At 66.6% G+C, this 25,928-nt stretch carries 25 protein-coding genes and 1 tRNA gene; 16 read left to right on the forward strand and 10 right to left on the reverse strand.

Going from position 1 to position 25,928, the window contains the following annotated elements; all coding sequences use genetic code 11:
- The first annotated feature begins 2 nt into the window (after positions 1 to 2).
- Positions 3 to 761, forward strand: coding sequence for a DUF429 domain-containing protein (locus AC5Y7D_RS12865; RefSeq protein WP_499924372.1), 759 nt, complete (start codon positions 3 to 5; stop codon positions 759 to 761).
- Here AC5Y7D_RS12865 and AC5Y7D_RS12870 read toward each other — a convergent pair.
- Positions 704 to 1,420 (reverse strand): TetR/AcrR family transcriptional regulator, encoded by a 717-nt coding sequence (locus AC5Y7D_RS12870; protein ID WP_499924373.1) that lies wholly within the window; start codon positions 1,418 to 1,420, stop codon positions 704 to 706. The two genes, AC5Y7D_RS12865 and AC5Y7D_RS12870, sit on opposite strands and share 58 nt — an antisense overlap.
- Between AC5Y7D_RS12870 and AC5Y7D_RS12875 the strand changes: the two genes are divergently transcribed.
- From AC5Y7D_RS12875 to AC5Y7D_RS12885, 3 genes are all read left to right on the forward strand, one after another.
- Positions 1,419 to 2,330, forward strand: a complete 912-nt coding sequence (locus AC5Y7D_RS12875; protein ID WP_499924374.1) for an alpha/beta hydrolase — start codon at positions 1,419 to 1,421, stop codon at positions 2,328 to 2,330. The genes AC5Y7D_RS12870 and AC5Y7D_RS12875 overlap by 2 nt on opposite strands.
- Before the next feature lie 130 nt (positions 2,331 to 2,460).
- Complete coding sequence (ggt, locus tag AC5Y7D_RS12880) at positions 2,461 to 4,044, forward strand: gamma-glutamyltransferase (RefSeq protein WP_499924375.1); 1,584 nt, start codon at positions 2,461 to 2,463, stop codon at positions 4,042 to 4,044.
- 193 nt (positions 4,045 to 4,237) lie between these two features.
- A complete protein-coding gene (locus tag AC5Y7D_RS12885) occupies positions 4,238 to 5,803 on the forward strand; it encodes a serine/threonine-protein kinase (RefSeq protein WP_499924376.1) in 1,566 nt (521 codons plus the stop codon).
- A gap of 15 nt (positions 5,804 to 5,818) precedes the next feature.
- Here the strand turns inward: AC5Y7D_RS12885 and purD are convergent, their stop codons facing one another.
- The 5 genes from purD to AC5Y7D_RS12910 all read right to left on the reverse strand — a co-directional run bounded on the left by purD (position 5,819) and on the right by AC5Y7D_RS12910 (position 10,717).
- Positions 5,819 to 7,087: a phosphoribosylamine--glycine ligase gene (gene purD / locus AC5Y7D_RS12890; RefSeq protein WP_499924377.1), complete on the reverse strand. Its 1,269-nt coding sequence runs from the start codon at positions 7,085 to 7,087 to the stop codon at positions 5,819 to 5,821.
- Between the two features lie 114 nt (positions 7,088 to 7,201).
- Entirely contained in the window at positions 7,202 to 7,633 is a 432-nt protein-coding gene (locus AC5Y7D_RS12895) for a carboxymuconolactone decarboxylase family protein (protein WP_499924378.1), read from the reverse strand.
- Entirely contained in the window at positions 7,633 to 8,490 is an 858-nt protein-coding gene (locus tag AC5Y7D_RS12900; protein WP_499924379.1) for an NAD(P)-dependent oxidoreductase, read from the reverse strand. Before AC5Y7D_RS12900 ends, AC5Y7D_RS12895 begins: the two co-directional genes overlap by 1 nt.
- On the reverse strand, positions 8,487 to 9,236 hold the full coding sequence (locus AC5Y7D_RS12905) for an SDR family oxidoreductase (RefSeq protein ID WP_499924380.1): 750 nt from the start codon (positions 9,234 to 9,236) through the stop codon (positions 8,487 to 8,489). The genes AC5Y7D_RS12900 and AC5Y7D_RS12905 overlap by 4 nt, the downstream gene beginning before the upstream one ends.
- Before the next feature lie 11 nt (positions 9,237 to 9,247).
- A complete protein-coding gene (locus tag AC5Y7D_RS12910; RefSeq protein ID WP_499924381.1) occupies positions 9,248 to 10,717 on the reverse strand; it encodes an aldehyde dehydrogenase in 1,470 nt (489 codons plus the stop codon).
- Between the two features lie 217 nt (positions 10,718 to 10,934).
- Between AC5Y7D_RS12910 and AC5Y7D_RS12915 the strand changes: the two genes are divergently transcribed.
- The 9 genes from AC5Y7D_RS12915 to AC5Y7D_RS12955 all read left to right on the forward strand — a co-directional run bounded on the left by AC5Y7D_RS12915 (position 10,935) and on the right by AC5Y7D_RS12955 (position 19,429).
- On the forward strand, positions 10,935 to 11,561 hold the full coding sequence (locus tag AC5Y7D_RS12915) for a TetR/AcrR family transcriptional regulator (RefSeq protein WP_499924382.1): 627 nt from the start codon (positions 10,935 to 10,937) through the stop codon (positions 11,559 to 11,561).
- Complete coding sequence (locus AC5Y7D_RS12920; protein ID WP_499924383.1) at positions 11,558 to 12,775, forward strand: cytochrome P450; 1,218 nt, start codon at positions 11,558 to 11,560, stop codon at positions 12,773 to 12,775. The genes AC5Y7D_RS12915 and AC5Y7D_RS12920 overlap by 4 nt, the downstream gene beginning before the upstream one ends.
- Positions 12,775 to 13,599: an SDR family oxidoreductase gene (locus AC5Y7D_RS12925; protein WP_499924384.1), complete on the forward strand. Its 825-nt coding sequence runs from the start codon at positions 12,775 to 12,777 to the stop codon at positions 13,597 to 13,599. The genes AC5Y7D_RS12920 and AC5Y7D_RS12925 overlap by 1 nt, the downstream gene beginning before the upstream one ends.
- Positions 13,596 to 14,954 carry a lanosterol 14-alpha demethylase gene (cyp51, locus tag AC5Y7D_RS12930; RefSeq protein ID WP_499924386.1) on the forward strand — a complete coding sequence of 453 codons (1,359 nt, stop codon included), beginning with the start codon at positions 13,596 to 13,598 and terminating at the stop codon, positions 14,952 to 14,954. The genes AC5Y7D_RS12925 and cyp51 overlap by 4 nt, the downstream gene beginning before the upstream one ends.
- 5 nt (positions 14,955 to 14,959) lie before the next feature.
- A complete protein-coding gene (gene fdx / locus AC5Y7D_RS12935; RefSeq protein ID WP_499924388.1) occupies positions 14,960 to 15,166 on the forward strand; it encodes a ferredoxin Fdx in 207 nt (68 codons plus the stop codon).
- Complete coding sequence (locus AC5Y7D_RS12940) at positions 15,166 to 15,711, forward strand: nuclear transport factor 2 family protein (protein ID WP_499924389.1); 546 nt, start codon at positions 15,166 to 15,168, stop codon at positions 15,709 to 15,711. Before fdx ends, AC5Y7D_RS12940 begins: the two co-directional genes overlap by 1 nt.
- 155 nt (positions 15,712 to 15,866) lie before the next feature.
- Positions 15,867 to 16,994 (forward strand): NDMA-dependent alcohol dehydrogenase, encoded by a 1,128-nt coding sequence (locus AC5Y7D_RS12945; RefSeq protein WP_499924390.1) that lies wholly within the window; start codon positions 15,867 to 15,869, stop codon positions 16,992 to 16,994.
- Between the two features lie 12 nt (positions 16,995 to 17,006).
- Positions 17,007 to 18,998: an FAD-dependent oxidoreductase gene (locus AC5Y7D_RS12950; protein WP_499924391.1), complete on the forward strand. Its 1,992-nt coding sequence runs from the start codon at positions 17,007 to 17,009 to the stop codon at positions 18,996 to 18,998.
- Positions 18,999 to 19,012: 14 nt separating this feature from the next.
- Positions 19,013 to 19,429, forward strand: a complete 417-nt coding sequence (locus AC5Y7D_RS12955) for a ketosteroid isomerase family protein (RefSeq protein WP_499924392.1) — start codon at positions 19,013 to 19,015, stop codon at positions 19,427 to 19,429.
- A 69-nt stretch (positions 19,430 to 19,498) separates the two neighbouring features.
- Here the strand turns inward: AC5Y7D_RS12955 and AC5Y7D_RS12960 are convergent, their stop codons facing one another.
- Together AC5Y7D_RS12960 and AC5Y7D_RS12965 are read right to left on the reverse strand one after the other, a co-directional pair.
- Entirely contained in the window at positions 19,499 to 20,941 is a 1,443-nt protein-coding gene (locus tag AC5Y7D_RS12960; protein WP_499924393.1) for a hypothetical protein, read from the reverse strand.
- Positions 20,942 to 21,042: 101 nt separating this feature from the next.
- Positions 21,043 to 21,960, reverse strand: coding sequence for a C1 family peptidase (locus tag AC5Y7D_RS12965; protein ID WP_499924395.1), 918 nt, complete (start codon positions 21,958 to 21,960; stop codon positions 21,043 to 21,045).
- 41 nt (positions 21,961 to 22,001) lie between these two features.
- On the opposite strand from AC5Y7D_RS12965, the gene AC5Y7D_RS12970 reads away from it, so the two are divergent.
- The gene (locus AC5Y7D_RS12970; RefSeq protein ID WP_499924396.1) at positions 22,002 to 22,406 is read left to right on the forward strand and encodes an HIT family protein; all 405 of its coding nucleotides are present in this window, start codon (positions 22,002 to 22,004) and stop codon (positions 22,404 to 22,406) included.
- A 101-nt stretch (positions 22,407 to 22,507) separates the two neighbouring features.
- On the opposite strand, the gene AC5Y7D_RS12975 is transcribed toward AC5Y7D_RS12970, so the two are convergent.
- Both AC5Y7D_RS12975 and phoP read right to left on the reverse strand, forming a co-directional pair.
- A complete protein-coding gene (locus AC5Y7D_RS12975) occupies positions 22,508 to 23,941 on the reverse strand; it encodes a sensor histidine kinase (RefSeq protein WP_499924398.1) in 1,434 nt (477 codons plus the stop codon).
- Between the two features lie 2 nt (positions 23,942 to 23,943).
- Complete coding sequence (gene phoP / locus AC5Y7D_RS12980) at positions 23,944 to 24,669, reverse strand: two-component system response regulator PhoP (RefSeq protein WP_499924399.1); 726 nt, start codon at positions 24,667 to 24,669, stop codon at positions 23,944 to 23,946.
- A 160-nt stretch (positions 24,670 to 24,829) separates the two neighbouring features.
- On the opposite strand from phoP, the gene AC5Y7D_RS12985 reads away from it, so the two are divergent.
- On the forward strand, positions 24,830 to 25,552 hold the full coding sequence (locus AC5Y7D_RS12985) for a hypothetical protein (RefSeq protein ID WP_499924400.1): 723 nt from the start codon (positions 24,830 to 24,832) through the stop codon (positions 25,550 to 25,552).
- A gap of 27 nt (positions 25,553 to 25,579) precedes the next feature.
- Positions 25,580 to 25,651, forward strand: a tRNA-Thr gene (locus AC5Y7D_RS12990).
- The last annotated feature ends 277 nt before the right edge of the window (positions 25,652 to 25,928 follow it).

A 25,928-nucleotide genomic window follows, 5' to 3' on the forward strand; every position in this document is an offset into this window, starting at 1 on the left:
GGATGTACTTCGCCGGCGTCGACCTGGCCTGGGCCGGCCGCAACCCGACCGGGGTTGCCGTCGTCGACGACGAGGGCCGGCTCGTCGAGGTATGTGCCGTCCGGACCGATGACGAAGTGCTGGACACACTGCGCCCCCATCTGCGGGGCGACTGCCTGGTGGGGTTCGACGCGCCACTGGTGGTGGTCAATCCGACCGGTCAGCGCCCGGCCGAAACCGCACTCAACCGCGATTTCCGCCGGTTCGAGGCGGGCGCGCACCCGGCCAACACCGGCAAACCGGAATTCGCCGGCGGGCCAAGAGCCGCCCGTTTGGCCCGTGCGCTGCAACTGGACCTGGACCCGTATTCACCGGCGCCGCGACGGGCCCTCGAGGTGTACCCGCACGCGGCGACCGTGGCCCTGTTCCGGCTGCCCCGCACGCTGAAGTACAAAGCCAAGCCGGGCCGCGACGTCCTCCGACTCAGGTCGGAGCTGCTGCGGCTGATGGACCTCATCGAGACTCTGGCCGACGCGCCGGCACCAATGCACGTCTCCGGGCACGCCGATTGGGCCAAGCTGCGCCAGGCCGTGCTGACCGCCCGGCGCAAGAGCGACCTCCGGCGCGCCGAGGATCCCGTCGATGCGGTGATCTGTGCCTACGTTGCGCTGTACGCCCAGCGTCGCCCCGACGACATCACCATCTACGGCAACGCGACGACCGGCTATATCGCGACGCCGTCGTTGCCGGGTGACGTGCTGACGATCCGCACCGGCGGCTGATCGACGGGCGCCAGCACTTCGATCAGATCGATCACGGTCGCCATCGCTGCAGCACGCGGATCGCGTCCTTCGACCAGCGCCGAGACCACCGAACCGTCAACGGCGCAGATCAGGGTGCACACCAGCTCGATCTGTACCGACCGCCCCGATCGCTCGATCGCCTCGGCGACCGCCTCGGCACGCTGGCGCAGGCTGCGCCGCATGCTCTCCCGCAACGCGGGAAGGCGGGTCGAGGCGATATGACGCTCGTATCGCGAAATCAGCTGCTCGGCGAGCCCCGGCCCGGATACGTCCCCGACGAGCAGGTCGACCAGCACGTCAGCGGTGGTCTCAGGCCCCCGGCGCCGGCGGGACAGGGCGTTGACCCGCGCCCGTAGCTGCGCCACCTCGATCATTCCGATGTGTTCGACCGCACGGGCGATCAGGTCATCGAGCGATGAGAAGTAGTACGTAGTGGACGCCAATGGCAGGCCGGCTCGCCGAGCGACCGCCCGATGGCGCACCGCTTCGAACCCGCCTTCGCCGAGCAGCTCGGCGGCAGCGCTCACCAACGCATACCGTCGACGTTCTCCTTTTGGAGTAACTGCTGCTGTCACGCCAACCCATGCTGCCAGCCAAAGTGGTACTGCATTGCCATTTTCGCGAAACGAACATGGCATGATGACCGGCATGCCAGACATCAGCCGCCGGGCGGTGCTACGGCTCGGCGCCGCCGCTGCATGCGGCGCGGGCGGCGCATATGCGCTCGACGTGCTGTTTCAGCCGCGGACGTCGGGCGCTGCGCCGGTTTCATGGACTGGGACAAACGTTCCATTGGCCCCGGCACGGCCACTGGATCCGGCACCGCCCGCTCAGGCCGCTCCCACGATGGTGACGGGCTCGTTCGCATCGGCCGCCCGGGGCGGGATCTCGACAAACTGGGCGATCGCGCGCCCACCAGGTCAGACCAAACCCCTGCGACCGGTCATCGCCTTACACGGCAAAGGCAACGATGCCGCGGCCGTGATGGCCGGCGGCGTCGAACAAGGGTTGGCCCAAGCCGTCAACGCCGGGTTGCCGCCTTTCGCAGTGGTCGCTGTCGACGGCGGCGGTGGCTACTGGCACAAGCGGGCCTCCGGTGACGACGCCGGCGCGATGGTGTTGAACGAGCTGATCCCGATGCTGGACAGCCACGGCCTGGATACCTCGCGGGTGGGTTTTCTGGGCTGGTCGATGGGCGGCTACGGGGCCCTGCTGCTCGGTGGCCGGCTGGGCGCCGGCCGTACCGCGGCGATCTGCGCGGTGAGTCCCGCCCTGTGGACGTCCGCGGGTGCCGCCGCGCCCGGCGCCTTCGACGGCCCCGACGATTACGCGGCCAACTCGGTGTGGGGCATGCCGGCGCTGGGTTCCATCCCGATCCGGATCGACTGCGGCGACAGCGACCCCTTCTACTCGGCGACCAAGCAGTTCATCGCTCAGCTACCGACCCCTCCCGCGGGCGGATTCTCGCCGGGCGGCCATGACGGCGGCTTCTGGAGCTCTCAGTTGCCGGCCGAGTTGACCTGGATGGCACCGATACTGACGGCGTAGCGCCCGCGACCTCGAAACTGCGCCGATGGCGCCGGGGCTGCGACGACATCGTGGCGGCCGGCCGAAGACCAGCCCTCACCCCAGCCTCGACCTCCTTTCTGCAGACTCGCTGGGCCGTTACGCTCGCGCAGTGAGCACACCATTCGGTTGGAAGAACCCGTACAGCTGGCCCCGCACGCCCATGCTGGGCGCCAACGTGGTCTGCACGTCTCAACCGCTGGCCGCCCAGGCCGGGCTCGGCATGCTGGCCGCGGGCGGGAACGCGGTCGACGCGGCCATCGCCACCGCGATCACGATCACGCTGGTCGAACCGGTGTCCAACGGCATCGGGGCGGATGCCTTCGCCATCGTCTGGGACGGCGAGCGACTGCACGGGCTCAACGCGTCGGGACGTTCACCGGCGGCGTGGACACCTGAATACTTCGGCGATCAGGGGGTTCCGGCCGCCGGCTGGAATTCGGTGACGGTGCCGGGCGCCGTGTCGGCCTGGGTGAAGCTGCATGCCGAGTTCGGCAAGCTCCCGTTCGAGCGGCTCTTCGCACCTGCCATCTCCTACGGCCGCAACGGTTTCCTGGTGTCGCCGATGGTGGCCGCGCAGTGGGCCGCCCAGGCGCCGCTCTTCACGAACCAGCCCGGGTTCGCCGAGGCGTTTCTGCCGGGCGGGCGGGCGCCGAAAGCCGGCGAACTCTTCCGGTTTCCCGACCATGCGACCACGCTGGAAAAGATCGCGGCATCCGGCGGCAACGCGTTCTATCACGGAGAGTTGGCGGCGGCACTCGAAGCGCACTCGGCCGCCAACGGCGGCGCCCTGCGGGCCAGCGACCTGGCCGCCCACCAGGCCGACTGGGTAGGCACGATCACCGGCGAGTACCGCGGATACACGGTCCACGAGATACCGCCGAACGGCCAGGGCATCGTCGCGTTGATTGCGCTGGGGATCCTCGAGCAGTTCGACATGTCCTCGCTGCCGGTTGATTCCGCCGACAGTGTGCACCTGCAGATCGAAGCGCTGAAGCTGGCTTTCGCCGATGCGCAGGCTTATGTCGCGGACATCGACTATATGCAGGTCACCGCGGGGCAATTGCTCGACCGGGACTACCTTAAGCAGCGGGCCGGGCTGATCGACCCACAGCGCGCGATGCCGGCGTCGGCCGGAACTCCCAAGGGCGGAACAGTTTATCTGACTGCCGCCGATGCCTCCGGGATGATGGTGTCGATGATCCAGTCCAACAACATGGGGTTCGGCTCCGGGGTGGTGGTACCGGGAACCGGGATATCGCTGCACAACCGTGGCGCGAATTTCTCTGTGGCGCAGGGGCATCCAAACCAGGTCGGACCGGGCAAGCGCCCGTATCACACCATCATTCCGGGCTTCGTCACCAAGAACGGAGCGCCGGTGATGAGTCTGGGTGTGATGGGCGGGCCGATGCAGCCGCAAGGTCACGTACAGGTGCTCGTGCGAATCGCCGACTACGGCCAGAACCCCCAGGCAGCCTGCGACGGCCCACGATTCCGTTGGGTGCAGGGCATGGAAGTGAGTTGTGAGGACGGATTTCCGCCGGCGACGCTGGATGAGTTGCGCCGGCGTGGGCACGAACTGCTCACCGTGGACGACTACAACGCCTTCGGCAGTTGCCAGGCGATCTGGCGTTTGGACGACGGGTATCTCGCGGTCAGCGACCCACGGCGGGATGGGCAGGCCGCAATTTTATGAATTTCATTTCACGAAATTTATGTTAGATTGCCAGTGAGTTGACTGCCGCAACCGTCACCGTGAATCAAAGGTGAATGGAAGGTAAACTCATAGGAAATTCTTGCCGCCTTAAAGGGCGCTCGCGAGGTATGATTGCACGCGTAATCGCTGGTTAGCGCCTGGCATGGGCCCGAGATCCCAAATGGACGGTGCGATGATTGGGTTAACTCTTCCAGGGCCCGACACCGGGCTGAACCCCGGTGCGGTGTTTGCCGGGTACACGATCGTACGAATGCTCGGGTCCGGTGGCATGGGCGAGGTCTACCTCGTCGAGCATCCACGACTGCCCCGCCGCGAGGCGCTCAAGGTCTTGGGCTGTGACTTGTCTGCTGACGACAGCTACCGCCTGCGTTTCATCAGAGAGGCGGATCTGGCTGCCGCACTGTGGCATCCGAACATCGTCCGAGTGAACGATCGCGGTGAGTTCCACGGGCGGCTCTGGATCTCCATGGATTACGTCGACGGAACTGACGCAGCGACCCTGTTGCGCAATCGCTATCCGGCGGGCATGCCGGCAGATCGGGTGGCTGCGATCGTCCGAGCGATCGCCAGCGCGCTGGACTATGCACATCAGCACCACGATGTCATGCACCGCGACGTCAGTCCCGGCAATATTCTGCTCGCCAGGCCGGAGGACGGTGAACAGCGGATTCTATTGGGCGACTTCGGGATAGCCAGGAACATCGGCGACACCACCAGTGGTCTGACCGCGACAAACATGACCATCGGCACATTCCCTTACGCCGCACCCGAACAGCTGATGGACGACCCAGTGGACCACCGCGCGGACCAGTACGCCCTTGCAGCCACCGCCTACCATCTGTTGACCGGATCGCCGCTTTTCCCGCACGACAACCCGGCCGTTGTGATCAGCCGCCATCTGAATGCGCCGCCCCCGCCGGTAGCCGAGATCCACCCCGCGCTGGCGTCGCTCGACCCGGCGCTTGCCACCGCTCTCGCCAAGGACCCGGCCGATCGATTCGCCCGGTGCTCTGATTTCGCTCGCGCATTCGAGCAGGCATTACGCCCTGGTCGGCCGGCAAACGCGGCTTCGACAATGCCGCGACCCGTAGCGGCCAGGCGCCCGACTAGCGCAGCGCCGCCCCCGGCACCTAGGGGTCCCGATAAGCAACGCCGGCGCAATCTGCGGCGGATCGTCGCCGCGGCGGCATCAACGGTGACCGCTCTTGCCATCGTCGGGGCAAGTGCCTATCCAACCGACAACGACAACACGGTCGCCAAGCAGATTCCGGCCGCCGTGTTCCCGGCTGTTGCACATCCGCAGTTCGAGGCTGCCTACGTGCCACCAGCCACGTCCGTGCCGGCCCAACCGGTTGCCGAGAATGCGCCATCGCCCGCACCCCCCGTGCAGCCGCCTGCACCGGCTCCGAAGGCGGCTCCGCGATCGGCATCGCGGGCGCCAGCGCCTGTTCAAGTGCCGACAACACCGGTAGCACCGGCACCGGCCTCCCAGCGGCCGTCACCGGAGCCCGACCAGGCCTTCATCAGCTTGGTTGAGCAGATTCCCGGTGTCACCGTCACCGACCCCGCGACGGCCGCCGCGACGGGCCGAGCCGTGTGCTCAAACCTGCAAAGCGGCGGGAATCCCAATGACGCCGCAGCGGCAACCGTGAACGGTAACAACGGCATCACGCCCGCGCAGGCCGCCGCCGGCATCAACGCGGCGATCACCGCCTACTGCCCGCAATACCAGCAGTAGACAGAGCCTGTCCGGCTACAGGCTGATCTTCCCCTCGGCCGCACGCTGCCCGATGTCGGTGCGAAAGTGGCTGCCCGGCAATCGAATCGACTCGAGGATTCGGTAGGCGCGCGCGCGTGCCTCGGACAGGTCAGCGCCGGTGCCGACCACCGAAAGCACCCGGCCGCCCGTGGAGACGATTGCTCCGTCGTCGCGGCGGGCGGTACCTGCGTGCAGAACACCCTCGGCTTCGGATCCGACGACGACGTCGCCGACCCGTGGCCGTCCGGGATAATTCTCGGCCGCCAAGACCACCGTCACGGCCGCGCCGTCGCGCCAGCGCAACGGCTCGAAGTCGGCCAGTTTCCCGCTGCCGGCGGCATGCAGCAACTGGCCCAGCGGGGATTCGAGCAGGGCCAGGACCGCTTGTGTCTCCGGATCTCCGAAGCGGCAATTGAATTCGACCACTGCCGGGCCTTTAGAGGTGATCGCCAAGCCGGCGTAGAGCAGCCCGTTGAATGGGCTACCGCGTCGAACCAGTTCCGCGGCAACGGGTTCGACGATGCCGCTGACGATCTCGCGGTAGACGTCGTCGGGCAGCCAGGTCAACGGCGCGTAGGCACCCATGCCGCCGGTGTTCGGGCCGGCATCGCCGTCGCCGACCCGCTTGAAGTCCTGCGCGGGCAGCAGCGGAACCACCGTCGCACCGTCCAGGACGCAGAACAGCGAAACCTCGGGGCCGTCCAGGAACGACTCGAGCAGCACCGGATGACCCGATTCGAGCAGGCCCGCCGCGTGGGCGCGGGCGGCTTCGCGATCCGGTGTCACCACCACTCCCTTGCCGGCTGCCAGCGAGTCGTCCTTCACCACCCACGCCGGGTCGCCGGCCGGCGGCCCGAAGCGATCCAGGGCCGCGTCCAAGTGGGCCGGGTTGTCCACGATTTCGCTGGCCGCGGTGCGCACCCCGGCCGCGGCCATGACTTCCTTGGCGAAGGCTTTGGAGCCCTCGATGCGCGCGGCGTCCTTACCGGGCCCGAAGCATACGATGCCGGCGGCGCGCAGTGCGTCGGCCACTCCGAGCACCAGCGGTACCTCCGGTCCGATCACCACCAGGTCCGCCTGCACCTTGCGAGCCAGGGCGACCACCCGGTCACCGGCGGTGACGTCGACGTCATGCTGCTCGGCCAGGCCGGCGGTGCCGGCGTTGCCGGGAGCCACAACGAGCCCGGTGACCTGCGGGTCTCTGCTCAGGGCCAGCAGCAGGGCATGTTCACGGGCACCGGAGCCGATCACCAGGACGCGCACGACAGGTCAGACTAGCCGCAACGCGCCACCCGATTGGCCGAGCACCCCCGCCAACAGACACAAAATCGCATGTTGCGACCGCGCAACGTGCAATTTTGTGTCTGCTCGCCCGGCCTAGGCGCCGCCCGAGTGCATCTTCAGGGCGGAATCCACATTCGCCTTCTTGTCCTCCCCCGCGCCCTTGGCCGCGGCCTTCTTGCGCCTGGCCACTACGGTGTCGACGGCACCGTTGAGGGCTGAGCCCAGCGGGAAGCCCAGGTAGTGCGTGAGGAAGACGGCCATTTCCTTCAGCTCGGTCTCGCTGAGTTCCTCGTTGAGCAGCGCCGCGTTGATCTGGATCTCGGCGAGGTCCCGATTGCCGATGGCGGTGACCGCGGTCAGCGTCATGATTCTCTTGTCCCGCATCGACAATCCCGGCCGGGTCCAGATGGAACCGAACAAGTGGTCGACCGTCAGGTCGAAGTAGGGATCGCCCTCGATGTCGGGCATCTCCCAGCCATAGACCTCGTTCATCTTGTCCAGGCCCTTGCGGCGCAGTTCGTCCATCACGCGTCCTTCTGCTCGTCGTGCGGTACCCCAAGTCCGGCGGCCAATCGCTGCAGGGCCAGCTCGGCCAGCGGGAGGTCGACCGAAACCGACTCTCCCAACGCTAGAGCCAGGCTCAGATCCTTCTCCCCCAGCCCGCGGGTATGCAGGAACGGCTGGTAAAGGAAGTTCTCCGGATCCAGCTTGTTCATGTCCTCGCGCACCATGATCGCGCCCGGACCGCCGGTGAGCGCATCCGTGTGGCGCACGACCCGCCCCAGCGCCTGTAGGTCCAGCCCGGCCGCCTCGGCGAGCTTCATGGCTTCGCACGCGGCCGCATACGAGGTGAAGGTCAACATGTTGCGGGCCAGCTTCATTCGTGTGCCGGCCCCCGGCCCGCCGGCGTGGATGACCATCGACGCCCAGTGTTTGAATGCCGGCTTGATCCGCTCGTACACCTCGCGCTCGGCGCCGACCATGGTCGCGAGCTCACCCTTGGCCGCCGCGGCGGCTCCACCGCTCACTGGCGCGTCGACGATGTGGATGCCCTGCGGTTTGAGTTCGGCCGCCAGCTCGACCGCGGTGGTGTCGCTGATGGTCGAGTGGATCGCAATGACCGTGCCGGGCTTGGCGTTGGCGGCCAGCTCGCCGACGACCTCACGCACCTGGGCGTCGTTGAGGACGGTGATGTGGACGATGTCGGCGGCGGCCATGTCGGCCACGCTGTCGGCCGTCCTGGCACCCTTTTCGAGCAGCGGCGCCATCGCCTCGGCGCGGATGTCGTAAACCGTGACACCGCCCGGCCATTCGGTCATCTTGGTGGCCATCGGGGCACCCATGTTGCCCAGGCCGATGTATCCGAGCTTCAGCTGTGTCATGACCGGATTATCTGTCCGCCGTCGACGTTGAAGATCTGCCCGGTGATCCAGCGGGCCTGATCGCTCAGCAGGAACAGGCACATGCCCACCAGGTCGTCGGGAGTTCCCAGGCGTGACAACGGAAGTCCTCTGACGATGTCGTCGACGATCTCCTTGGGCGTGGTGGTCCGGTTGGCTTCGGTGTCGATCGGCCCAGGCGCGATCGCGTTGATCCGGATGTTCTGGCCGCCCAGTTCCCGCGAAAGTTGTTGGGTGAGGCCGTTGATGCCGACCTTGGCCAAGCCGTAGAAGTTGGCGTAGAGCCAGGCCGCGGTGGACGACTGGTTGACGATCGCCCCACCGCCGCGCTTGGCCATCTTCTTGTAGACGGCCCGGGTGCACCACAAGGCGCCGTCGAGGTTCACGCTCATGAACCTCTTGTAGTACTCCGGGTCGACGGTGAGCAGGAAGTCCAGTTTCATGCCGCCGAAGATCGCGGCGTTGTTGACCAGGTAGTCGATGCCGCCGAACTCAGCCAGGGTGCGATCGGCCATCGCTTTGGCCGAGGCCGGGTCCGACACGTCCACCGGCACACTGATGGCGGTTCCGCCGTCGGCGACGATCTGCTTGGCCACCCCCTCGGCAGCCTCGGCGTTGATGTCGGCTACCACCACCGCCGCACCCTCGCGGGCCAGCGCCTCGACGTACGCCCGGCCGATGCCGCCACCGGACCCGGTGACGATGGCCACTTTGTTCTCGAACTGCACGCTGCGCTCCTCTAATTCAGTGCCGTCGCAATGGTTTTGATTTCCAGGTATTCTTCGAACCCGGCCAGGCCCATCTCGCGACCGTTGCCCGACTGCTTGTATCCGCCGAACGGCGCATCCGCGGAGTACCAGACGCCACCGTTGACGTTGACGGTGCCGACCCGCATCCGTGCGGCGAAGCGGGCGGCCCGGTCCGGGTCCGCACTGAAAACGGTGCCGGACAGGCCGTACGGCGAGTCATTGGCGATGCGCAGCGCGTCCTGGTCGCCGTCATGGGCGATCACGGTCAGCACCGGCCCGAAGATCTCCTCCCGGGCCACCCGGGCATCGTTGCCCAAACCCGCGATGACCGTCGGCTCGATGAAATAGCCGACATCTCGGCCCGCGGGGCGGCCGCCGCCGCAGGCGAAGGTGCCGCCCTCGGCGACCGCTGAGTCGAGGTAGCCCTGCACGCGATCGCGCTGCCGCGCCGATATCACTGGGCCGCAGACGGTTCCGGGGTCGTTGGGATCACCCGGCTTGATTCCGGCCATGGTCCCCGCCGCAGCGGCGACGGCGTCGTCGTAGTGGGCACGCGGCACCACCAACCGGGTGGTGATCGCACAGCCCTGCCCCGCGTGCATGGACGCCGTGAACGCCGCCATCGAGCACGCGCCGGCCAGATCCGCGTCGTCGAGCACGACGAACGCCGACTTCCCACCCAGTTCCAGGAACACCTTCTTGATGGTGGCGGCGGCATCACCCATCACGCTGCGGCCGGTGGCGGTAGACCCGGTGAACGAAATCATGTCCACCCGCGGGTCTTTGGCGAGCAACGCGCCCACCCCGTGGTCGCTGGAGGTGACGATGTTGACGACGCCGGGCGGGATGTCGGTGTGCTCGGCGATGAGTTCCCCGAGTACCGCCGCGCACCAGGGCGTGTCGGGCGCCGGCTTCAGCACGATGGTGTTGCCGGCCGCCAGCGCCGGACCCAACTTGGCGAGATTGATCTGGTGCGGGAAGTTCCACGGGGTGATGGCGCCGACCACGCCGACGGCCTCCCGCGCGATGGTGCGCCGGGTCGGAATGCCCATCGGTGCCGCCTGGCCCAGATCCTGGTTCCAATCGTAGTTTTCGGCGGTGTCCGCCGCGAACGCCAGGTCGTTGACCGGACCCTCCAGCTGGGCTATCGAGGTGAGCATCCGCGGCGCACCGACCTCTGCGATGGTGAGCTCCCGGAGTTCTTCGGTGTGCTGCTGCATCGCTTCGCGCAACTGCCGGATGCACCGCACCCGAAGCTCGGTGTTGCGTGACCAGTCGGTGTCGTCGAAGGCGCGCCGCGCCGCTTCGATCGCCCGACCCATGTCTTGCGCGTCGGCATCCGCCGCGACGCCCAGCACCTCCTCCGTCGCCGGATTGGCGGTCGGGAAAGTGCCCGCTCTCCCTTCCGAGAACTTGCCGTCGATGAACAGGGCACTCACGCCGTCGGCCAACAGGGCCATCTACCACTCCCGCCACCTGCGCTCAGCTATCCGGAGCCGAGGCCAATCTGAATGGACAACTGTCCGATATCGTTCCTTCGAACCATAGCTTCGCACGTTGCGGCGACGCAAGGGCCGATCCCTTCAGCAGCCGGATTTGCGTCGGGTAAGCCCTGTTGAAGTGCTCATTCACGACCGGGGGTTGCCCCGTGCCACAACCTTCCTCTAGTTTGGACATGTGTCCAGCGATGCCGCGGTTTCGGTTGCCGACCAGGCTCAGCAGCCGACCGGGAGAACTCCGCGCAACCGCCGCCAGGAGGAAACCTTCCGCAAGGTCCTTGCTGCCGGCATGGAGACCATGCGGGAGAGCACCTACGCGGACCTGACCGTGCGCATGGTGGCAGCCAGGGCGAAGGTGGCGCCGGCCACCGCCTACACCTACTTCTCGTCCAAGAACCACCTGATCGCCGAGGTCTACCTCGATCTGGTGCGACAGGTGCCCTACTTCACCGACGTCAACGTCGCGATGCACGCCCGGGTGGACCAGGCGCTGCGGCATTTGGCGCTGGTCGTCGCCGACGAGCCCGAGGTGGGCGCGGCATGCACGGCGGCGCTGATGGGCGGCGGTACCGACCCCGCGGTGCGTGCCGTCCGCGACCGGATAGGTGCGGAGATCCATCGACGCATCACGTCGGCCATCGGGCCCGGCGCTGAGGCCGGCACGGTGTCCGCGCTGCAGATGGCCTTTTATGGCGCTCTGGTACAGGCGGGCAGCGGCGAGTTCACCTATCACGAGATCGCCGACCGGTTGGCCGACGTGGTGAGCCTCATTCTGACCGGAGCCGAGAAAGGCGCGGATGCATGACGATTCACGTCGGAGATCCAGAATTGGTGCTCGACCCTTACGATTACGACTTCCACGAGGACCCGTACCCGTACTACCGACGGTTGCGCGACGAGGCCCCGCTGTATCACAACGAGGCGCTCGGGTTCTGGGCCGTGTCGCGGCACAGCGATGTGCACCAGGGATTTCGCAACAGCACCACGCTGTCGAACCGCGACGGCGTCTCCCTGGACCCGGTCTCCCGCGGCCCGCACGCGTCGAAGACGATGTCGTTCCTGGCGATGGACGATCCGGCGCACCTGCGGTTGCGCACGCTGGTATCGAAGGGGTTCACGCCCAGGCGGATTCGCGAACTCGAACCCCGGGTCACCGAACTCGCCGTGCAGCACCTTGACGTCATGCTGGAGAAGGCCGGGTCCGGAACAGTGGACTATGTCGCGGAATTCGCGGGCAAGCTCCCGATGGACGTGATCTCGGAACTGATGGGTGTGCCCGTGGAAGACCGCGACCGCATCCGCGCGTGGGCCGACGGCGTCATGCACCGCGAGGACGGTGTCACCGACGTGCCGGCATCGGCGATCGAGGCCTCGATCAACCTGATCGTCTACTACCAGGGCATGATCGCCGACCGTCGCAAGAAATTGACCGACGACCTGACCTCGGCGCTGCTGGAGGCCGAGATCGACGGCGACCGGCTCACCGACGAGGAAGTTCTCGGCTTCATGTTCCTGATGGTGATCGCCGGGAACGAGACGACCACCAAACTCCTTGCCAATGCCGCATTCTGGGGACACAAGAACCCCGATCAGCTGACCCCGCTCTACACCGACCTCTCCCGGATACCGCTGTGGGTCGAGGAAACGCTGCGTTACGACACGTCCAGCCAGATCCTGGCGCGCACCGTGTCCGGTCCGCTGAAGCTCTACGGCACCACTATTCCCGAAGGTGACGTGCTGTTGCTGCTGCCGGGTTCGGCCCACCGCGACGAGCGGGTGTTCGACAAACCCGACGATTTTCTGATCGGCCGTGACATCGGCTCGAAGCTCTTGAGTTTCGGCAGTGGCGCGCACTTCTGTCTGGGGGCTCACCTGGCCCGGATGGAGGCGCGGGTGGCGCTGACCGAGTTGTTCAAGCGAATCCGCGGATTTGAGGTGGACGAGGCCAACGCCGTCCGCGTCCACTCCAGCAATGTCCGTGGGTTCGCTCACCTGCCCGTCACCGTGGAGGTTTCCTGATGCCCCGCTTCGACCCGCATCCCGCACGCCGGCCCGCGATCGTCGCGGGAGCGTCCTCGGGTATCGGTGCGGCGACCGCGGTTGAACTCGCGGCCCATGGCTTTCCGGTGGCCTTGGGTGCGCGGCGGGTGGAGAAGTGCCAGGAGATCGTCGACAAGATCCGCGCCGAGGGTGGCGAGGCGATCGCGCTGCCGCTCGACGTCACCGACCCGGAATCCGTCAAGAGCTTCGTCCGCCAAGCCACCGAGCAGCTCGGGGACGTTGAGGTCCTGGTCGCCGGTGCGGGCGACACCTACTTCGGCAAGCTGCACGAAATCGACAGCGAGGCGTTCGAGTCGCAACTGCAGATCCATTTGATCGGAGCGAATCGGCTTGCCACGGCGGTACTTCCGGGCATGCTAGAGCGTCAGCGCGGCGATCTGATTTTCGTGGGCTCCGACGTCGCGTTGCGGCAGCGACCACACATGGGCGCTTACGGAGCGGCGAAGGCCGGGTTGATCGCCATGGTCACCAACCTGCAGATGGAGCTGGAGGGCACCGGTGTGCGCGCGTCGATCGTGCACCCCGGCCCGACCAAGACCGGTATGGGCTGGAGCCTGCCCGCCGAACTGATCGGCCCGGCGCTGGAGGACTGGGCCAAGTGGGGGCAGGCCCGCCACGACTACTTCCTGCGGGCATCCGATCTGGCCCGGGCGATCACCTTCGTCGCCGAGACGCCCCGCGGCGGATTCGTGGTCAACATGGAGCTGCAGCCCGAGGCGCCGCTGATAGCGCACAAAGAACGGCAGCAATTGAAAGTCGATGAGAAAGCGTTGAATTCATGACGACTACCCTCACTGTGCCACGGGTGTCCGGCGGCGAAGAAGAGCATGGACATCTCGAAGAGTTCCGCAACGACCCGATCGGGCTGATGCGGCGGGTGCGCGATGAATGCGGCGACGTCGGCTGGTTCCAGCTGGCCGGCAAGCACGTCATCCTGCTCACCGGCGCCGGGGCCAACGAGTTCTTCTTCCGTTCTGCCGACGAGGATCTGGATCAGGCCGAGGCCTACCCGTTCATGACGCCGATCTTCGGCAAGGGCGTGGTCTTCGACGCCAGCCCCGAGCGCCGCAAGGAGATGCTGCACAACTCGGCGCTGCGCGGCGAGCACATGAAGGGCCACGCCGTCACCATCGAAGGCGAAGTGCGCAAGATGGTGGCCGACTGGGGCGATGAAGGAGAGATCGACCTGCTTGACTTCTTCGCCGAATTGACCATCTACACTTCGACCGCCTGCCTGATCGGGCTGAAGTTCCGCAACCAGTTGGACTCCCGATTTGCGCACTTCTACCACCAACTGGAGCGGGGCACCGACCCGCTGTGCTACGTCGATCCCTACCTGCCGATCGAAAGCTTCCGCATTCGCGACGAGGCCCGGGTAGGCCTGGTGGCGCTGGTGCAGGAGATCATGGACCAGCGAATGGCCAACCCGCCCGAGGACAAGAGCGACCGCGACATGCTCGACGTGCTGGTGTCGATCAAGGACGAGGACGGCAACCTCCGGTTCTCCGCCGACGAGGTCACCGGCATGTTCATCTCGCTGATGTTCGCCGGCCACCACACCAGTTCCGGCACCTCGGCGTGGACGTTAATCGAACTGATGCGTCACCCCGGCGCCTACACCGACGTCGTCAAGGAACTCGACGAGCTCTACGCCGACGGCCAGGAGGTGAGTTTCCATGCGCTGCGCCAGATCCCGAAGCTGGAGAACGTCCTCAAGGAGACCCTGCGGCTGCACCCGCCGTTGATCATCCTGATGCGGGTGGCCCAGGGCGAGTTCGAGGTGCAGGGATACCCGATTCACAAGGGCGACTTCGTCGCCGCGTCCCCGGCGATATCCAACCGGATCCCAGAGGACTTTCCCGACCCCGACTCCTTCGATCCCGAGCGTTACGAGAAACCGCGGCAGGAAGATCTGGTCAACCGCTGGACGTGGATCCCGTTCGGTGCGGGCCGGCACCGCTGCGTCGGCGCCGCCTTCGCCCAGATGCAGATCAAGGCGATCTTCTCGGTTCTGTTGCGCGAGTACGAGTTCGAGATGGCGCAACCGGCCGACAGCTACCACAACGACCATTCCAAGATGGTGGTGCAGCTGGCCCGGCCGGCAAAGGTCCGCTACCGCAGGCGCATTCGGGGGTAACCGCAATGGGATTCAGGATCGAAGCGGAGCTGGACCTGTGCCAGGGCCACGCGATGTGTGAGCTGGAGGCTCCGGATTTCTTCCGGGTCCCCAAGCGCGGCAAGGTCGAGATCCTCGACCCGGAGCCGCCCGAGGACGCCCGCGACGAGGTCGAGCGGGCCGTCGAATCGTGCCCTACCCAAGCTCTGCTCATCAAGGAGAAGGAAAGCTGATGGCGTCACACTCCCGCGAGGTACTGGAAGACTGGGTCGAGCGCTGGCTGGAAGTGAACCGGGAGGCCGAGCGCAACAGCGATTGGAAGCCGCTCGCCGACTTCTACGCGGCTGACGCGACCTATGGCTGGAACATCGGGCCCAAAGAGGACGTGATGTGCGTCGGCATCGACGAGATCCGCGACATCGCCCTGGGCCTGGAGATGCAGGGGCTGGAGAACTGGCAGTACCCGTACCAGAAGGTCGTCATCGACGACAAGCAGGGCGAGATCGTCGGGTTCTGGAAGCAGGTCGCGATCGACTCCGACGGCGGGCGCTCTGAGATCTACGGCATCGGCGGCAGCTGGTTTCGGCTCAACGCCGACGCCAAGATCGAGTGGCAGCGCGACTTCTTCGACTTCGGCCACGTGCAGGCGCTGTACCTGGACCTGATGAAGGCCGGAAAGCTGTCCCCGGGCATGCAGAAGCGCATCGAGCGCAGCCTGGCCGGCGAGAAGTTGCCCGGTTACTACCCGCTGGGTGAGGCTCCCGCACCGCTCTGGTAAGCCGTTTTCCCGGTCAGCAACACCCAACCAAGCATTTGATTTGTTATACGCGCTATGCTGCCAATCACGAGTGCTCTGTGGCACTCATCACCACGTGCCGGGCATGATGGGGCCAGGCACTCTCAATTCAAAGGCGAAATGGGGTCAGGTCCACCGTGAAGACAAAAGGCGCACTGATCTGGGAATTCAACCAGCCGTGGTCCATCGAGGAGATCGAGATCGGCGACCCCGTCAAAGACGAGGTCAAGATCCAGATGGAAGCGGCCGGCATGTGCCACTCAGATCACCACCTGGTGACCGGCGGCATTCCGATGGCCGGCTTCCCTGTGCTCGGTGGCCACGAGGGCGCCGGCATCGTCACCGAGGTCGGCCCCGGCGTGGAGGACATCGCGCCGGGCGACCACGTGGTGTTGTCCTTCATCCCGTCCTGCGGGCAGTGCCCGACCTGTCAATCCGGCATGCGCAATCTGTGTGACCTGGGCGCCGGGCTGCTGGCCGGTGCCGCCGTGAGCGATGGCACCTTCCGTATCCAGGCCCGCGGCCAGAACGTCTTCCCGATGACGCTGCTCGGCACGTTCTCGCCGTACATGGTCGTACACCGCAGCTCGGTGGTGAAGATCGACCCGTCCGTCCCGTTCGAGGTGGCCGCGCTGGTGGGCTGCGGCGTCACCACCGGCTACGGTTCGGCGGTCCGCACCGCCGACATCCGGCCGGGCCAGGACGTCGCGATCGTCGGGGTCGGCGGGGTCGGCATGGCGGCCCTGCAGGGCGCCGTCGCCGCGGGCGCCCGCTACATCTTCGCCATCGACCCGGTGGAGTGGAAGCGCGACCAGGCGCTGAAGTTCGGCGCCACCCACGTCTATCCCGACATCAATGCCGCGCTGATGGGCATCATGGAGGTCACCTACGGCCTGATGGCCCACAAGGTGATTGTCACCGTCGGCGAACTGCACGGCGCCGACGTCGACACCTACCTCAACATCACCCAGAAGGGCGGCACCTGCGTGTTGACCGCCATCGGCAGCCTGCTCGACACCAACGTCAACATCAACCTGGCGATGTTGACGCTGATGCAGAAGAACCTGCAGGGCACCATCTTTGGCGGCGGCAACCCGCAGTACGACATCCCACAGCTGCTGTCGATGTACAAGGCCGGCAAGCTGAACCTGGACGACATGGTCACCACCCAGTACCGCCTCGAGCAGATCAACGAGGGCTACCAGGACATGTTGGACGGCAAGAACATTCGCGGCGTCATCCGCTACACGGACGCTGATCGGTAACCCTGGTCCTGAGTGACCGGATTTCCGCACCTGTTGGCGCCGGGACGAATCGGCGCCATGACGGTGCGCAACCGGATCGTCATGGCTCCGATGGAGACGATGTACGGCACCCCGGACGGACTGCCGTCCGAGCGCACCCGAGACTATTTCACCGCGCGCGCCAGGGGCGGCGTCGGTCTGATCACGTTGGGCGCCACCGGCGTCGACCCGCAGCACCCCGAGAGCCCCGGTGGGTTGCACATTGGTAGCGATGCCGCCGTCGGCGCACACCGGGCGCTGGTGGCGGAGGTGCACGAGCACGGCGCCAAGATCCAGCCGCAGCTCGTGCACGCCGGGCCGGACGGGCTGGGGCCGGAGATGTTCGGTGTCGCGTCTTTGGGACCGTCGGTGATTCCGTCCTATCTGACCGGCCGCCCGTCGCAGGAGATCACCGCCGCCCAACTGGCCGAGGTGCTCGACTTGTTCAGGGCGGCGGCGCGCCGGGCCGCCGAAGCGGGTTACGACGGCATCGAGCTGCACGCCGCTCACGGCTACATGCTGCTCGGTTCTTTCCTTGCGCCACAACGCAATCGGCGCACCGACTGCTATAGCGGCCACACCGCGCGCGGCAGGTTGCGAGTGGTGCTGGAAGCTCTGGCCGCGATCCGATCCGAGGTCGGCGACGCGCTGCCGATCACCTTGCGCATCTCGGGATACGAACGCGTCGCCGGAGGCCGTCCGATCTACGAAACCGCAGGAACGGCGCCCGAACTCGTGGCCGCCGGGGTCGATGCGTTCCACGTCAGCGGCGGTGTGATCGACCGCCTCGTGACGGGCATGGTCAACGGCGCCGACGCCGGCGACGAACTGAACGTGGGCGCCGCAACCGCGGTCAAGCAGGTTGTCGACGTGCCGGTGATCGCCGTCGGGCGCATCCACGACCCGGTCCGTGCCGAAACGATCCTGGCCGACGGGCGCGCCGACTTCATCGCGATGGGTCGTCCGCTGCTCGCTGATGCCGCACTGCCGAACAAACTGAGCCGGGGGCAGGCACACCGGATCCGCAAGTGTATCTCCTGCGAAAACTGCATCGACGCAATGGAACAACGCTTCTCGGTGGACTGCGCGGTGAATCCGCGCACCGGAAAGGAACGCGCGCTGGCGGCGCCCGCTGTTGTGCGGGCCAAACGTGTGCTGGTGATCGGAGGCGGCCCGGCCGGGCTGGAAGCGGCGCGGGTGGCCGCCGAACGCGGGCATCGCGTGACACTTTTCGAGCGTGGCCGGGCGCTGGGCGGCGCACTGCGCTGGGCAAGCATACTGCATCCCGAGAATCAGCCGTTTCTGCGCTACCTGCGGCAGGAGGTAGCCCTCGGCAGCACCGAAGTTATTCTCGGCCATGCGATTTCGGTACATCATGTCGTCGCGGCGGCGCCCGACGCGGTGGTGGTGGCCACCGGAGGCCGCGTCGCGGTGCCAGCGATTCCGGGAGCCGACCTGCCGCACGTGCTCACCGGACCCGGTCTGCGGAAGATGCTGGACGGCCGACGGTTTCTGCGTCCGGCCGCGGTGCGCATGGCCAGCTTCGCCTGGATGCCCTTCGGCCGCCGGGTCACCATCATTGGCGGCGATCTGGCAGCACTCGAACTGGCCGAATTCCTGGCAGCACGAGGCCGCTTCGTCTCGATCCTCGAGGGCGGCAAGGACATCGCCCCGGAGATCGGCAATAAACGCAAGACCGAACACACCGATCGACTCGACCGCTTCGGCGTCGCCGTCCACGTCCGCGCCGTGGTCGAGCGAATCACCTGCGGCGCGGTGGTGTTCACACCGGCCGGCGGTGCCACCCGAGAAATAGCCGCCGACAGCGTGGTGATCGCCGGCACCCTCGAGCCGGACACCGGCCTGTTCAACGCGTTGGTGGACGCACTGCCCGGCACCCCGGTGCACGCCGCGGGCGACTGCACCGGTCTGGGCCTGATCCGCAAGGCCACCGAAGACGGCGCCCGCGCCGCATGTGCAATCTAAAGGAGAAAGCCGCAATGACCCAAACCGCTCAATCCCCGGCCCTGACCGCGTCTCAGTCGTCTTGGCGCTGCGTGCAAGCCCACGATCGCGAGGGCTGGCTGGCGCTGATGGCCGACGACGTCGTGGTCGAGGACCCGATCGGCAAGTCCGTCACCAATCCGGACGGCACCGGGGTGAAGGGCAAAGACGGCGTGGCCACGTTCTACGACACCAACATCGCCGCCAACCAGTTGACCATCACCTGCGAGGAGACCTTCCCGTCCAGCTCACCGAATGAGGTGGCTCATATTCTGTTGCTGCACAGCCATTTTGAGGGAGGTTTCACCAGCGAAGTGCGCGGCGTATTCACCTACCGCGTCAACGACGAGGGGCTCATCAACAGCATGCGTGGCTATTGGAACCTCGAGATGATGAAGTTCGGGCAGGAGTGACCCCGCGCGAGCAGACGCAAAAGCCCCGAAACAGCACGGTTTTCAGGGGTTTTTGCGTCTGCTCGGCAATCAGCCGATGCGGCCGATCCCGGTGATGTTGCCCTGCATGATCTTGTTGCCCATCAGCACCATGGACGCGGTTTGAATCGGGTCGCTGAGCAGGGTGGCCGACTTCGGTTGCTGGTGTAGCAGTTTCCCGGTGGTCGGGTCGATGACGGCATAGGCGAAGAGATCCGCCGGTGTGGTCTGGTCGAACCCTATGCGCGTGATGGTATAGATCAGTCCGTCGCCGGTGGACAGATGAGGCAGCGCGGCACTGCGAACCTTGCTCTCCCACACCGTGTGACACCCCGGGCCGGGGCTGTCCATGTCGACCCGGGTCATCCCGCCGACGAACGGCGCGGTCGGCGGCACCGCCGGGCCCGCACCCGGCGGGACCGCCGGATACGGATAGCCGTAGGTGCTGGCGATGAACATCGAGTTGCCCGCCCCGATCGGCGAGTTCTCACTGCCCGGCCCGCCCAGGGTCAGAACTGTCTGCTGGCACACGATGTTGCCGGTCCCGGACTGGTAGACCATCGCGTGCACCTGCGGCTCGGCGTTGTCGACGATCGTCACGTAGTCGGCGCCGGTGGGCCCGAAATACGTTGGGGTGGAACCGGTTCCCCAGCTCAACTGGCCCGGCTTGCGGGCCGGTCCACGATCGTAGTTCTGGCTCCACAAGACCTGCGGGTTGCCGCCGCCGTCGAGGTTGATCTCGTAGAGGGCGAAGGTGGTGGCGACCGCGACGCGGTTCAGTGGCGACGCCGAGATGCTGTTGGCCACTTGCTGTCCGGCGGGCAGCTGCAAACTGGCGACGCCGCCGGCGGCTTTGGCTACCCCCACCACGCCCCCGCCGGTGGCGAACCAGACATTGCCCTGGTAGTCCGGAACGACGCCGACCGAGCTGTCACCGGGCGGTATGACACCGGACAGGTCGGTGGTCTGGGTGACGGCCAGCTGCCAGCGGCCCCGTTCGTCCCTGGTGTGCGCGATGCGCAGCAGCCGGTTCGCGCCGTCGATCAGCACCAGCTGATTGTTGTTGTCCAGGTAGGCGTAGACGCCGCCGAGCAGGCCGCCTTTGGTGATATCCATGCTCGCCAGCGGAACGACCTGCGGCAGGATGCCGCCGGGATCGATCAGGTGCACCACCGGAGCTTGTGCGGTGATCGTGGTGCACAACGCCAGCACCAGACCGTCGGTGCCCTGGGTGATCGTCGGACAGGCGGCCAGCAGCGGAAACGCGAAGATCGGCACCAGGCGGGCGCCGGGGCCGGGCAGCGGTCCGGCGTCGGCCGATCCGGCGTCGTTGTGCATGGAGGCCAGGCCGTTGGGCGCCATGTAGGGGTTCGGCGGCCCCAGCGGACCGAACGCGTCGGCGGCCCGGGCCGGCGCGATCGCGGGGAGTACGGACACCGCGCATGCCGTCAGCACCGCCAGTGGAATCGCCAGCAGCGCTTTGGGACACCGCACCAAGGTCCCCTCCCGTAGATTGGGTCACCTGGGATTGTGGCGATCGCTGAGAACGACACGGCAACGGTGCGTTAACGATTCGGCCGCACCGGTTCGCGGCGCTACCCGGGCTGAGGTATGTACACCCCGATCCCCTGTGCCATCTTCTCCAGCGTGTCATAGGCCATCCACATGAATCCTCGCTCGCCCCAGCGCCTTCCGAAGCTGTTCTGGATTCGTACCGCGCCGGCGCCCCTGGCGTCGTCGTATGCGGTGATCACCATCACGTGGCCGACCTTCTTGCCGGACGCGTTGTGCATCCACTGCCCGTTGCCGGCGTAAGGAGACGGCGCGCCGCGATAGTGCGGAAAGTCGCTGTAGAGGTTGACGCCGAAGGCGACGGGCATGCCTTTGGCGATGACGGTTCGCAGGTGGTTCAGGCCGTCCGGACCGGTGATTCTGGTCATCTTGTGCTCGGGGATGCGAAAGATCGGGTCCGGGTCGATGATGCGTGCACCGTACTCGGCCCAGTTGGCTTCACACGATGAGCTGGACTTGCGCCTGCCGATGTTGGGTGCCGTGGCCAACGACGGCGTTCCGCCGTTGGCCCGCAACCAGTTCAGGCACTTGACGATCTGACCGCCCTGGCAGGTGTTCTCGGTGAGCTTGTGGGCGAGTTGGTAGCGGATGTAGGCGTAGTCCGGACCGGCCAGTCGAGCCGGGGTGCTCGGCGGCGTGTTGCTGGTGCGGGCGGCATGGAACGTCGCGAGACCGTAGACGGTGGCCCACACGAAGCAGTTCGGCATGGTCTGCCTGCCCACCGGCGGCAACCAGTCCGTGTTGACCGACGCCGCCGAAGGCAGCATGTCCAGCGGCTTGGGGATCTCGGGGCTGCCCGGTTCCGGAACGTCGGGATCGTAGCCGTAGGCGGTGAGTTCGTAAGGCTCTTCCGCTTCGGTGGCGCACGCCGGCAGCGCCGCGCTCAGGGATGCGGCGGCGGCCAGTGCGAGCATCTCGCGTCGCCCAATCCGGACCTGCATGCGGATGACCTTATTTCGCGGGCCGAACATATGCTGAGGCAATGGCGTCGATCTTCACCAAGATCATCAACCGAGAAATCCCCGGCCGTTTCGTCTACGAGGATGACGACGTCGTCGCATTCCTGACGATCGAGCCAATGACCCAAGGCCACACGCTGGTGGTGCCGCGCGCCGAGATCGATCAATGGCAGAACGTGGACGGCCCGGCTTTCGCCCGCGTCATGGAGGTTTGCCAGCTAATCGGCAAAGCCGTGACGAAGGCGTTCTCGGCTGACCGCGCAGGGGTGATCATCGCCGGCCTGGAGGTGCCGCACCTGCATGTCCACGTGTTTCCCGCCCGCAACCTCAGCGACTTCGGGTTCGCCCACGTCGACCGCAACCCGTCACCCGAATCGTTGGACGAGGCGCAGGCCAAGATCAAGGCGGCGCTGGCCGAGTTGGCATAGCGGCTCTGGCCACGATGAATCTGCATCCAGGGCACCGGTGTGCGGCGTGTCGTCACCCCTAGCGCAGGCTCAAGGCAGCCGGCGCAGGCTGGCCAGGTCGCTCAGCCGACCGGGGCGGGCACGTCACTGACCCGGGGTAGTGCCACCCGGAAGCAGCACCCCTCGCCCGGCGCGGTGGTCACCGTGACGGTGCCGCCGTGCGCTTTCACCAGCGAGTCGACGATCGACAAACCCAACCCGGTGCCGCCGCTCGCTCGCGCCCGCGACGAATCGGTGCGGTAGAAGCGCTCGAAGATCCGGTCCGCGTCCTCCTGACTCATGCCCGGGCCCTTGTCGACGATCTCGAGGACCGCGTCGTCGCGGTCGGTGCCGACCCGGATGGTGACGTCAGCGGTCACCGGGGTGTGCTGGATCGCGTTCGCGAGGAGGTTGCTCAGCACCTGACGCAGCCGCGGTTCGTCGCCCAGCACCTCCGGGGTGCCGGGCCCGTCGAACACCTCCAACGTGATGGTGCGGTTGGGATCCATGGCGCGACCGTCGTGCACGGCATCACTGGCCAGTGCCAGCAGGTCCACCCGGTTGTGCTCCAGGGGCCGCTGCACATCCAGGCGCGCCAACAGCAGCAGATCTTCGACGAGCAACCCCATCCGGCTGGCCTCGCTTTCGATCCGCGAGAGCAGCATCGAGACGTCCCGCGCGGCGCCCTGGCGGTACAACTCGGCGAAGCCGCGGATGGTGGTCAACGGGGTGCGCAATTCATGGCTGGCGTCGGTGATGAACCGGCGCATCCGTTCTTCTGAGTTTCTTGCGGTTTCCGCCGACGACTCCGAGGCGGCTAACGCCGACTGGATCTGAGACAGCATTCCGTTGAGCGCCAGGGAAAGTCGTCCCACCTCGGTGCGCGGGTCGCGCTCGGTGACGCGGCGGTCCAGCTGGCCCGCGGCGATCGCGGCAGCGGTCTGCTCGACTTCGGCCAGCGGCCGCAGGCTGCGATGCACCACCACGAAGCCGGCGATCCCGACCACCACCAGCACCGCGGTGCCGATGCCGGCCTGCAACCAGACCAGCGACCTGACCGTGTGGTCGACATCGGACAGGTCGATGGCCACCGTGGTCAGGCCACCCTGCGGTCCGCGGACCGTGACCGCGCGCCACCGGATGTCCGAGTCACTGACCGACCGCAGCGTCGTCGGATTGGGACCGACGTCGTTGTCGGGGGGCAGCGCGGGTTCGGCGTTGCGGTCGTTGATGGCCGTCATGGTGTGGCCGTCGGGGCTGATCGCGCGCACGTAGAACTTCGACGGGGGCCGGGCAGGATCAAAGCCCTGACCGTTGGCAGTGGTGTGCCGCCACGGAGCCTGCGCCCAGGTGCGGGTGGCGTCCATCAGCGTCGAATCGATCCGGCTGATCAGGCTGTGCCGCAAGATCGACGTGACGGCCACACCCGAGCCGAGCAGCCCACACAACACCAGCACCAGCGTGGCGGCTACCAGGCTTAACCGTAGAGGCACTCCCCGGCGGTACTGGGCGGACATGCTCAGCGTGGTTCGCGCAGCACGTAGCCCACGCCGCGCAGGGTGTGCAGCAGCCGCTTCTCCCCGGTGTCGATCTTGCGGCGCAGGTATGAGACGTAGGACTCCACCACGTTGACGTCTCCGCCGAAGTCGTAGCGCCAGACGTGGTCGAGAATTTTCGGCTTGCTCAACACGGTGCCGGCGTTGATCACGAAGTAGCGCAGGAGCGTGAATTCGGTGGGCGACAAGGACACCGGCTGGCCGGCTTTCCACACCTCGTGGGTTTCCTCGTCGAGTTCGATGTCGGCGAACGTCAACCGGGAATTGCGGGGTTCGTTGCTGCTGCCCTTTCCGGCCCGCCGCAGGATCACCCGCAACCGGGCAACGACCTCTTCGAGACTGAACGGCTTCGTCACATAATCGTCGCCACCGAGGGTCAGGCCGGCGATCTTGTCCTGCAACGAGTCCCGGGCGGTCAAGAACAGCGCCGGGGCGTCGATGCCGTCGGCCCGCAGCCGGCGCAACACGCCGAAACCGTCCATTCCGGGCATCATCACGTCGAGGATCACCGCATCCGGCCGGGCTTCGCGGGCGCGGTCGAGCGCCTGTGTCCCATTGCTGGCGGTGATGACCTCGAACCCCTGGAATTTCAGGCTCACCGAGAGCAGCTCGACGATGTTGGCCTCGTCGTCGACGACGAGGATGCGCGCCTCTGGTGGTGTGGTTTCTCCGGGGTGTCCCACTGTCATCGTCAGTCCCCCAACCCGAACTTGAGTACTAGCTTCAAATTCATTGAAAACTTCCTGAAAGGTCGTTGCAAGTAATCTGCTAGCAGTCTGCCAGGAGCCGCCGTATCGGCTGGTATCCGCGCGGTGTTGTCCCGCCATCGGTCGCGAATAGACTCGCAGAATGAACCTCGGCAGAACCATCGTGGCCCTTGCGACCGCTCCGGCGCGCACCGGTCTTGCCGCCGCGGAGGCCAGCCTCAATCTCGCCGGCGCCGCGGTGGCCCTGGCCAAGCAGGCACTGGGCGACGCCAGTGGTCCCAGCGGCTCCAACGCGATGGCCAACATGCTGGGGATCGACGACGCACTGGCACGGGCCAACCGCCTGGCGCGGCTGCTGGACGACGACATGCCACTGGGCCGCGCGGTGGCGCCGAACGGGCCGATGGACCGGATGCTGCGCCCGGGCGGGGTGGTGGATCTGCTGACCGCCGAGGGAGGGCTGATCGACCGGCTGACCGCCGAGGGCGGCGGCCTGCAGCGCGCCCTGCAGCCCGGAGGTCTGGCCGATCAGCTGCTGGCGGCCGACGGCATGATCGAGCGGGTGCTGGCCGAGGACGGGCTGGCCGACAAGCTCCTGGCCGAGGGCGGACTGATCGACAAGCTGACGGCCAAGAACGGGCCGCTGGAACAGCTCGCCGACGTGGCCGACACGCTGGCGCGCCTGGCCCCCGGCATGGAAGCGCTGGAACCCGCGATCGCCACCCTGCAGGACGCGGTCATCTCGCTGACCATGGTGGTCAATCCGCTGAGCAACATCGCCGACCGCATTCCGTTGCCGGGGCGGCGGCCGCGTTCGTCGTCGCGGCCGGTGCGCTCGCAACGCATCGTCGAAGGCGAGCCGTGACCAGTTAGGCTGGCACCGGTTTCACCGGCCTCCTTAGCTCAGTGGTAGAGCACTCGCCTTGTAAGCGAGCGGTCGTCAGTTCAATCCTGACAGGGGGCTCAACCTTTATGTATGACCTCCACTCATGCTTGACAAATCCGCTTCCCGCGAGCCTGACAGTATTTCGGCTGATGCTTGACAGATGTTTCGGTTGTTGCTTGACCCTCCCTCGATGAGGGAGCTAACCGTGGTCGAGGAGCGGTTCAGGCCGTGAAGTCAGTTGATGCCGAAGGGCCGCTGTTCGCCGGCTACGTCAACCCGTCCAGGCCGAACAGCAGCCCTCCGGCGCCGGGGGTGCCACCGGTGCCCGGCGTGAAGCCAACCCCACCCTTACCGG

Source organism: Mycobacterium sp. NGS49 (assembly GCF_059812565.1).

Excerpts from the sequence above, each read along its gene's own strand:
- AC5Y7D_RS12975 (WP_499924398.1), bottom strand. The coding sequence starts at position 23,941 with ATGTCCGCCCAGTACCGCCGGGGAGTGCCTCTACGGTTAAGCCTGGTA.
- AC5Y7D_RS12955 (WP_499924392.1), top strand. The coding sequence starts at position 19,013 with ATGACCCAAACCGCTCAATCCCCGGCCCTGACCGCGTCTCAGTCGTCT.
- AC5Y7D_RS12925 (WP_499924384.1), top strand. The coding sequence starts at position 12,775 with ATGCCCCGCTTCGACCCGCATCCCGCACGCCGGCCCGCGATCGTCGCG.
- AC5Y7D_RS12970 (WP_499924396.1), top strand. The coding sequence starts at position 22,002 with ATGGCGTCGATCTTCACCAAGATCATCAACCGAGAAATCCCCGGCCGT.
- cyp51 (WP_499924386.1), top strand. The coding sequence starts at position 13,596 with ATGACGACTACCCTCACTGTGCCACGGGTGTCCGGCGGCGAAGAAGAG.
- fdx (WP_499924388.1), top strand. The coding sequence starts at position 14,960 with ATGGGATTCAGGATCGAAGCGGAGCTGGACCTGTGCCAGGGCCACGCG.
- AC5Y7D_RS12965 (WP_499924395.1), bottom strand. The coding sequence starts at position 21,960 with ATGCAGGTCCGGATTGGGCGACGCGAGATGCTCGCACTGGCCGCCGCC.
- AC5Y7D_RS12940 (WP_499924389.1), top strand. The coding sequence starts at position 15,166 with ATGGCGTCACACTCCCGCGAGGTACTGGAAGACTGGGTCGAGCGCTGG.
- phoP (WP_499924399.1), bottom strand. The coding sequence starts at position 24,669 with ATGACAGTGGGACACCCCGGAGAAACCACACCACCAGAGGCGCGCATC.
- AC5Y7D_RS12870 (WP_499924373.1), bottom strand. The coding sequence starts at position 1,420 with ATGCCATGTTCGTTTCGCGAAAATGGCAATGCAGTACCACTTTGGCTG.
- AC5Y7D_RS12985 (WP_499924400.1), top strand. The coding sequence starts at position 24,830 with ATGAACCTCGGCAGAACCATCGTGGCCCTTGCGACCGCTCCGGCGCGC.
- AC5Y7D_RS12900 (WP_499924379.1), bottom strand. The coding sequence starts at position 8,490 with ATGACACAGCTGAAGCTCGGATACATCGGCCTGGGCAACATGGGTGCC.
- AC5Y7D_RS12865 (WP_499924372.1), top strand. The coding sequence starts at position 3 with ATGTACTTCGCCGGCGTCGACCTGGCCTGGGCCGGCCGCAACCCGACC.
- AC5Y7D_RS12875 (WP_499924374.1), top strand. The coding sequence starts at position 1,419 with ATGATGACCGGCATGCCAGACATCAGCCGCCGGGCGGTGCTACGGCTC.
- AC5Y7D_RS12895 (WP_499924378.1), bottom strand. The coding sequence starts at position 7,633 with ATGGACGAACTGCGCCGCAAGGGCCTGGACAAGATGAACGAGGTCTAT.
- AC5Y7D_RS12910 (WP_499924381.1), bottom strand. The coding sequence starts at position 10,717 with ATGGCCCTGTTGGCCGACGGCGTGAGTGCCCTGTTCATCGACGGCAAG.
- AC5Y7D_RS12920 (WP_499924383.1), top strand. The coding sequence starts at position 11,558 with ATGACGATTCACGTCGGAGATCCAGAATTGGTGCTCGACCCTTACGAT.
- AC5Y7D_RS12885 (WP_499924376.1), top strand. The coding sequence starts at position 4,238 with ATGATTGGGTTAACTCTTCCAGGGCCCGACACCGGGCTGAACCCCGGT.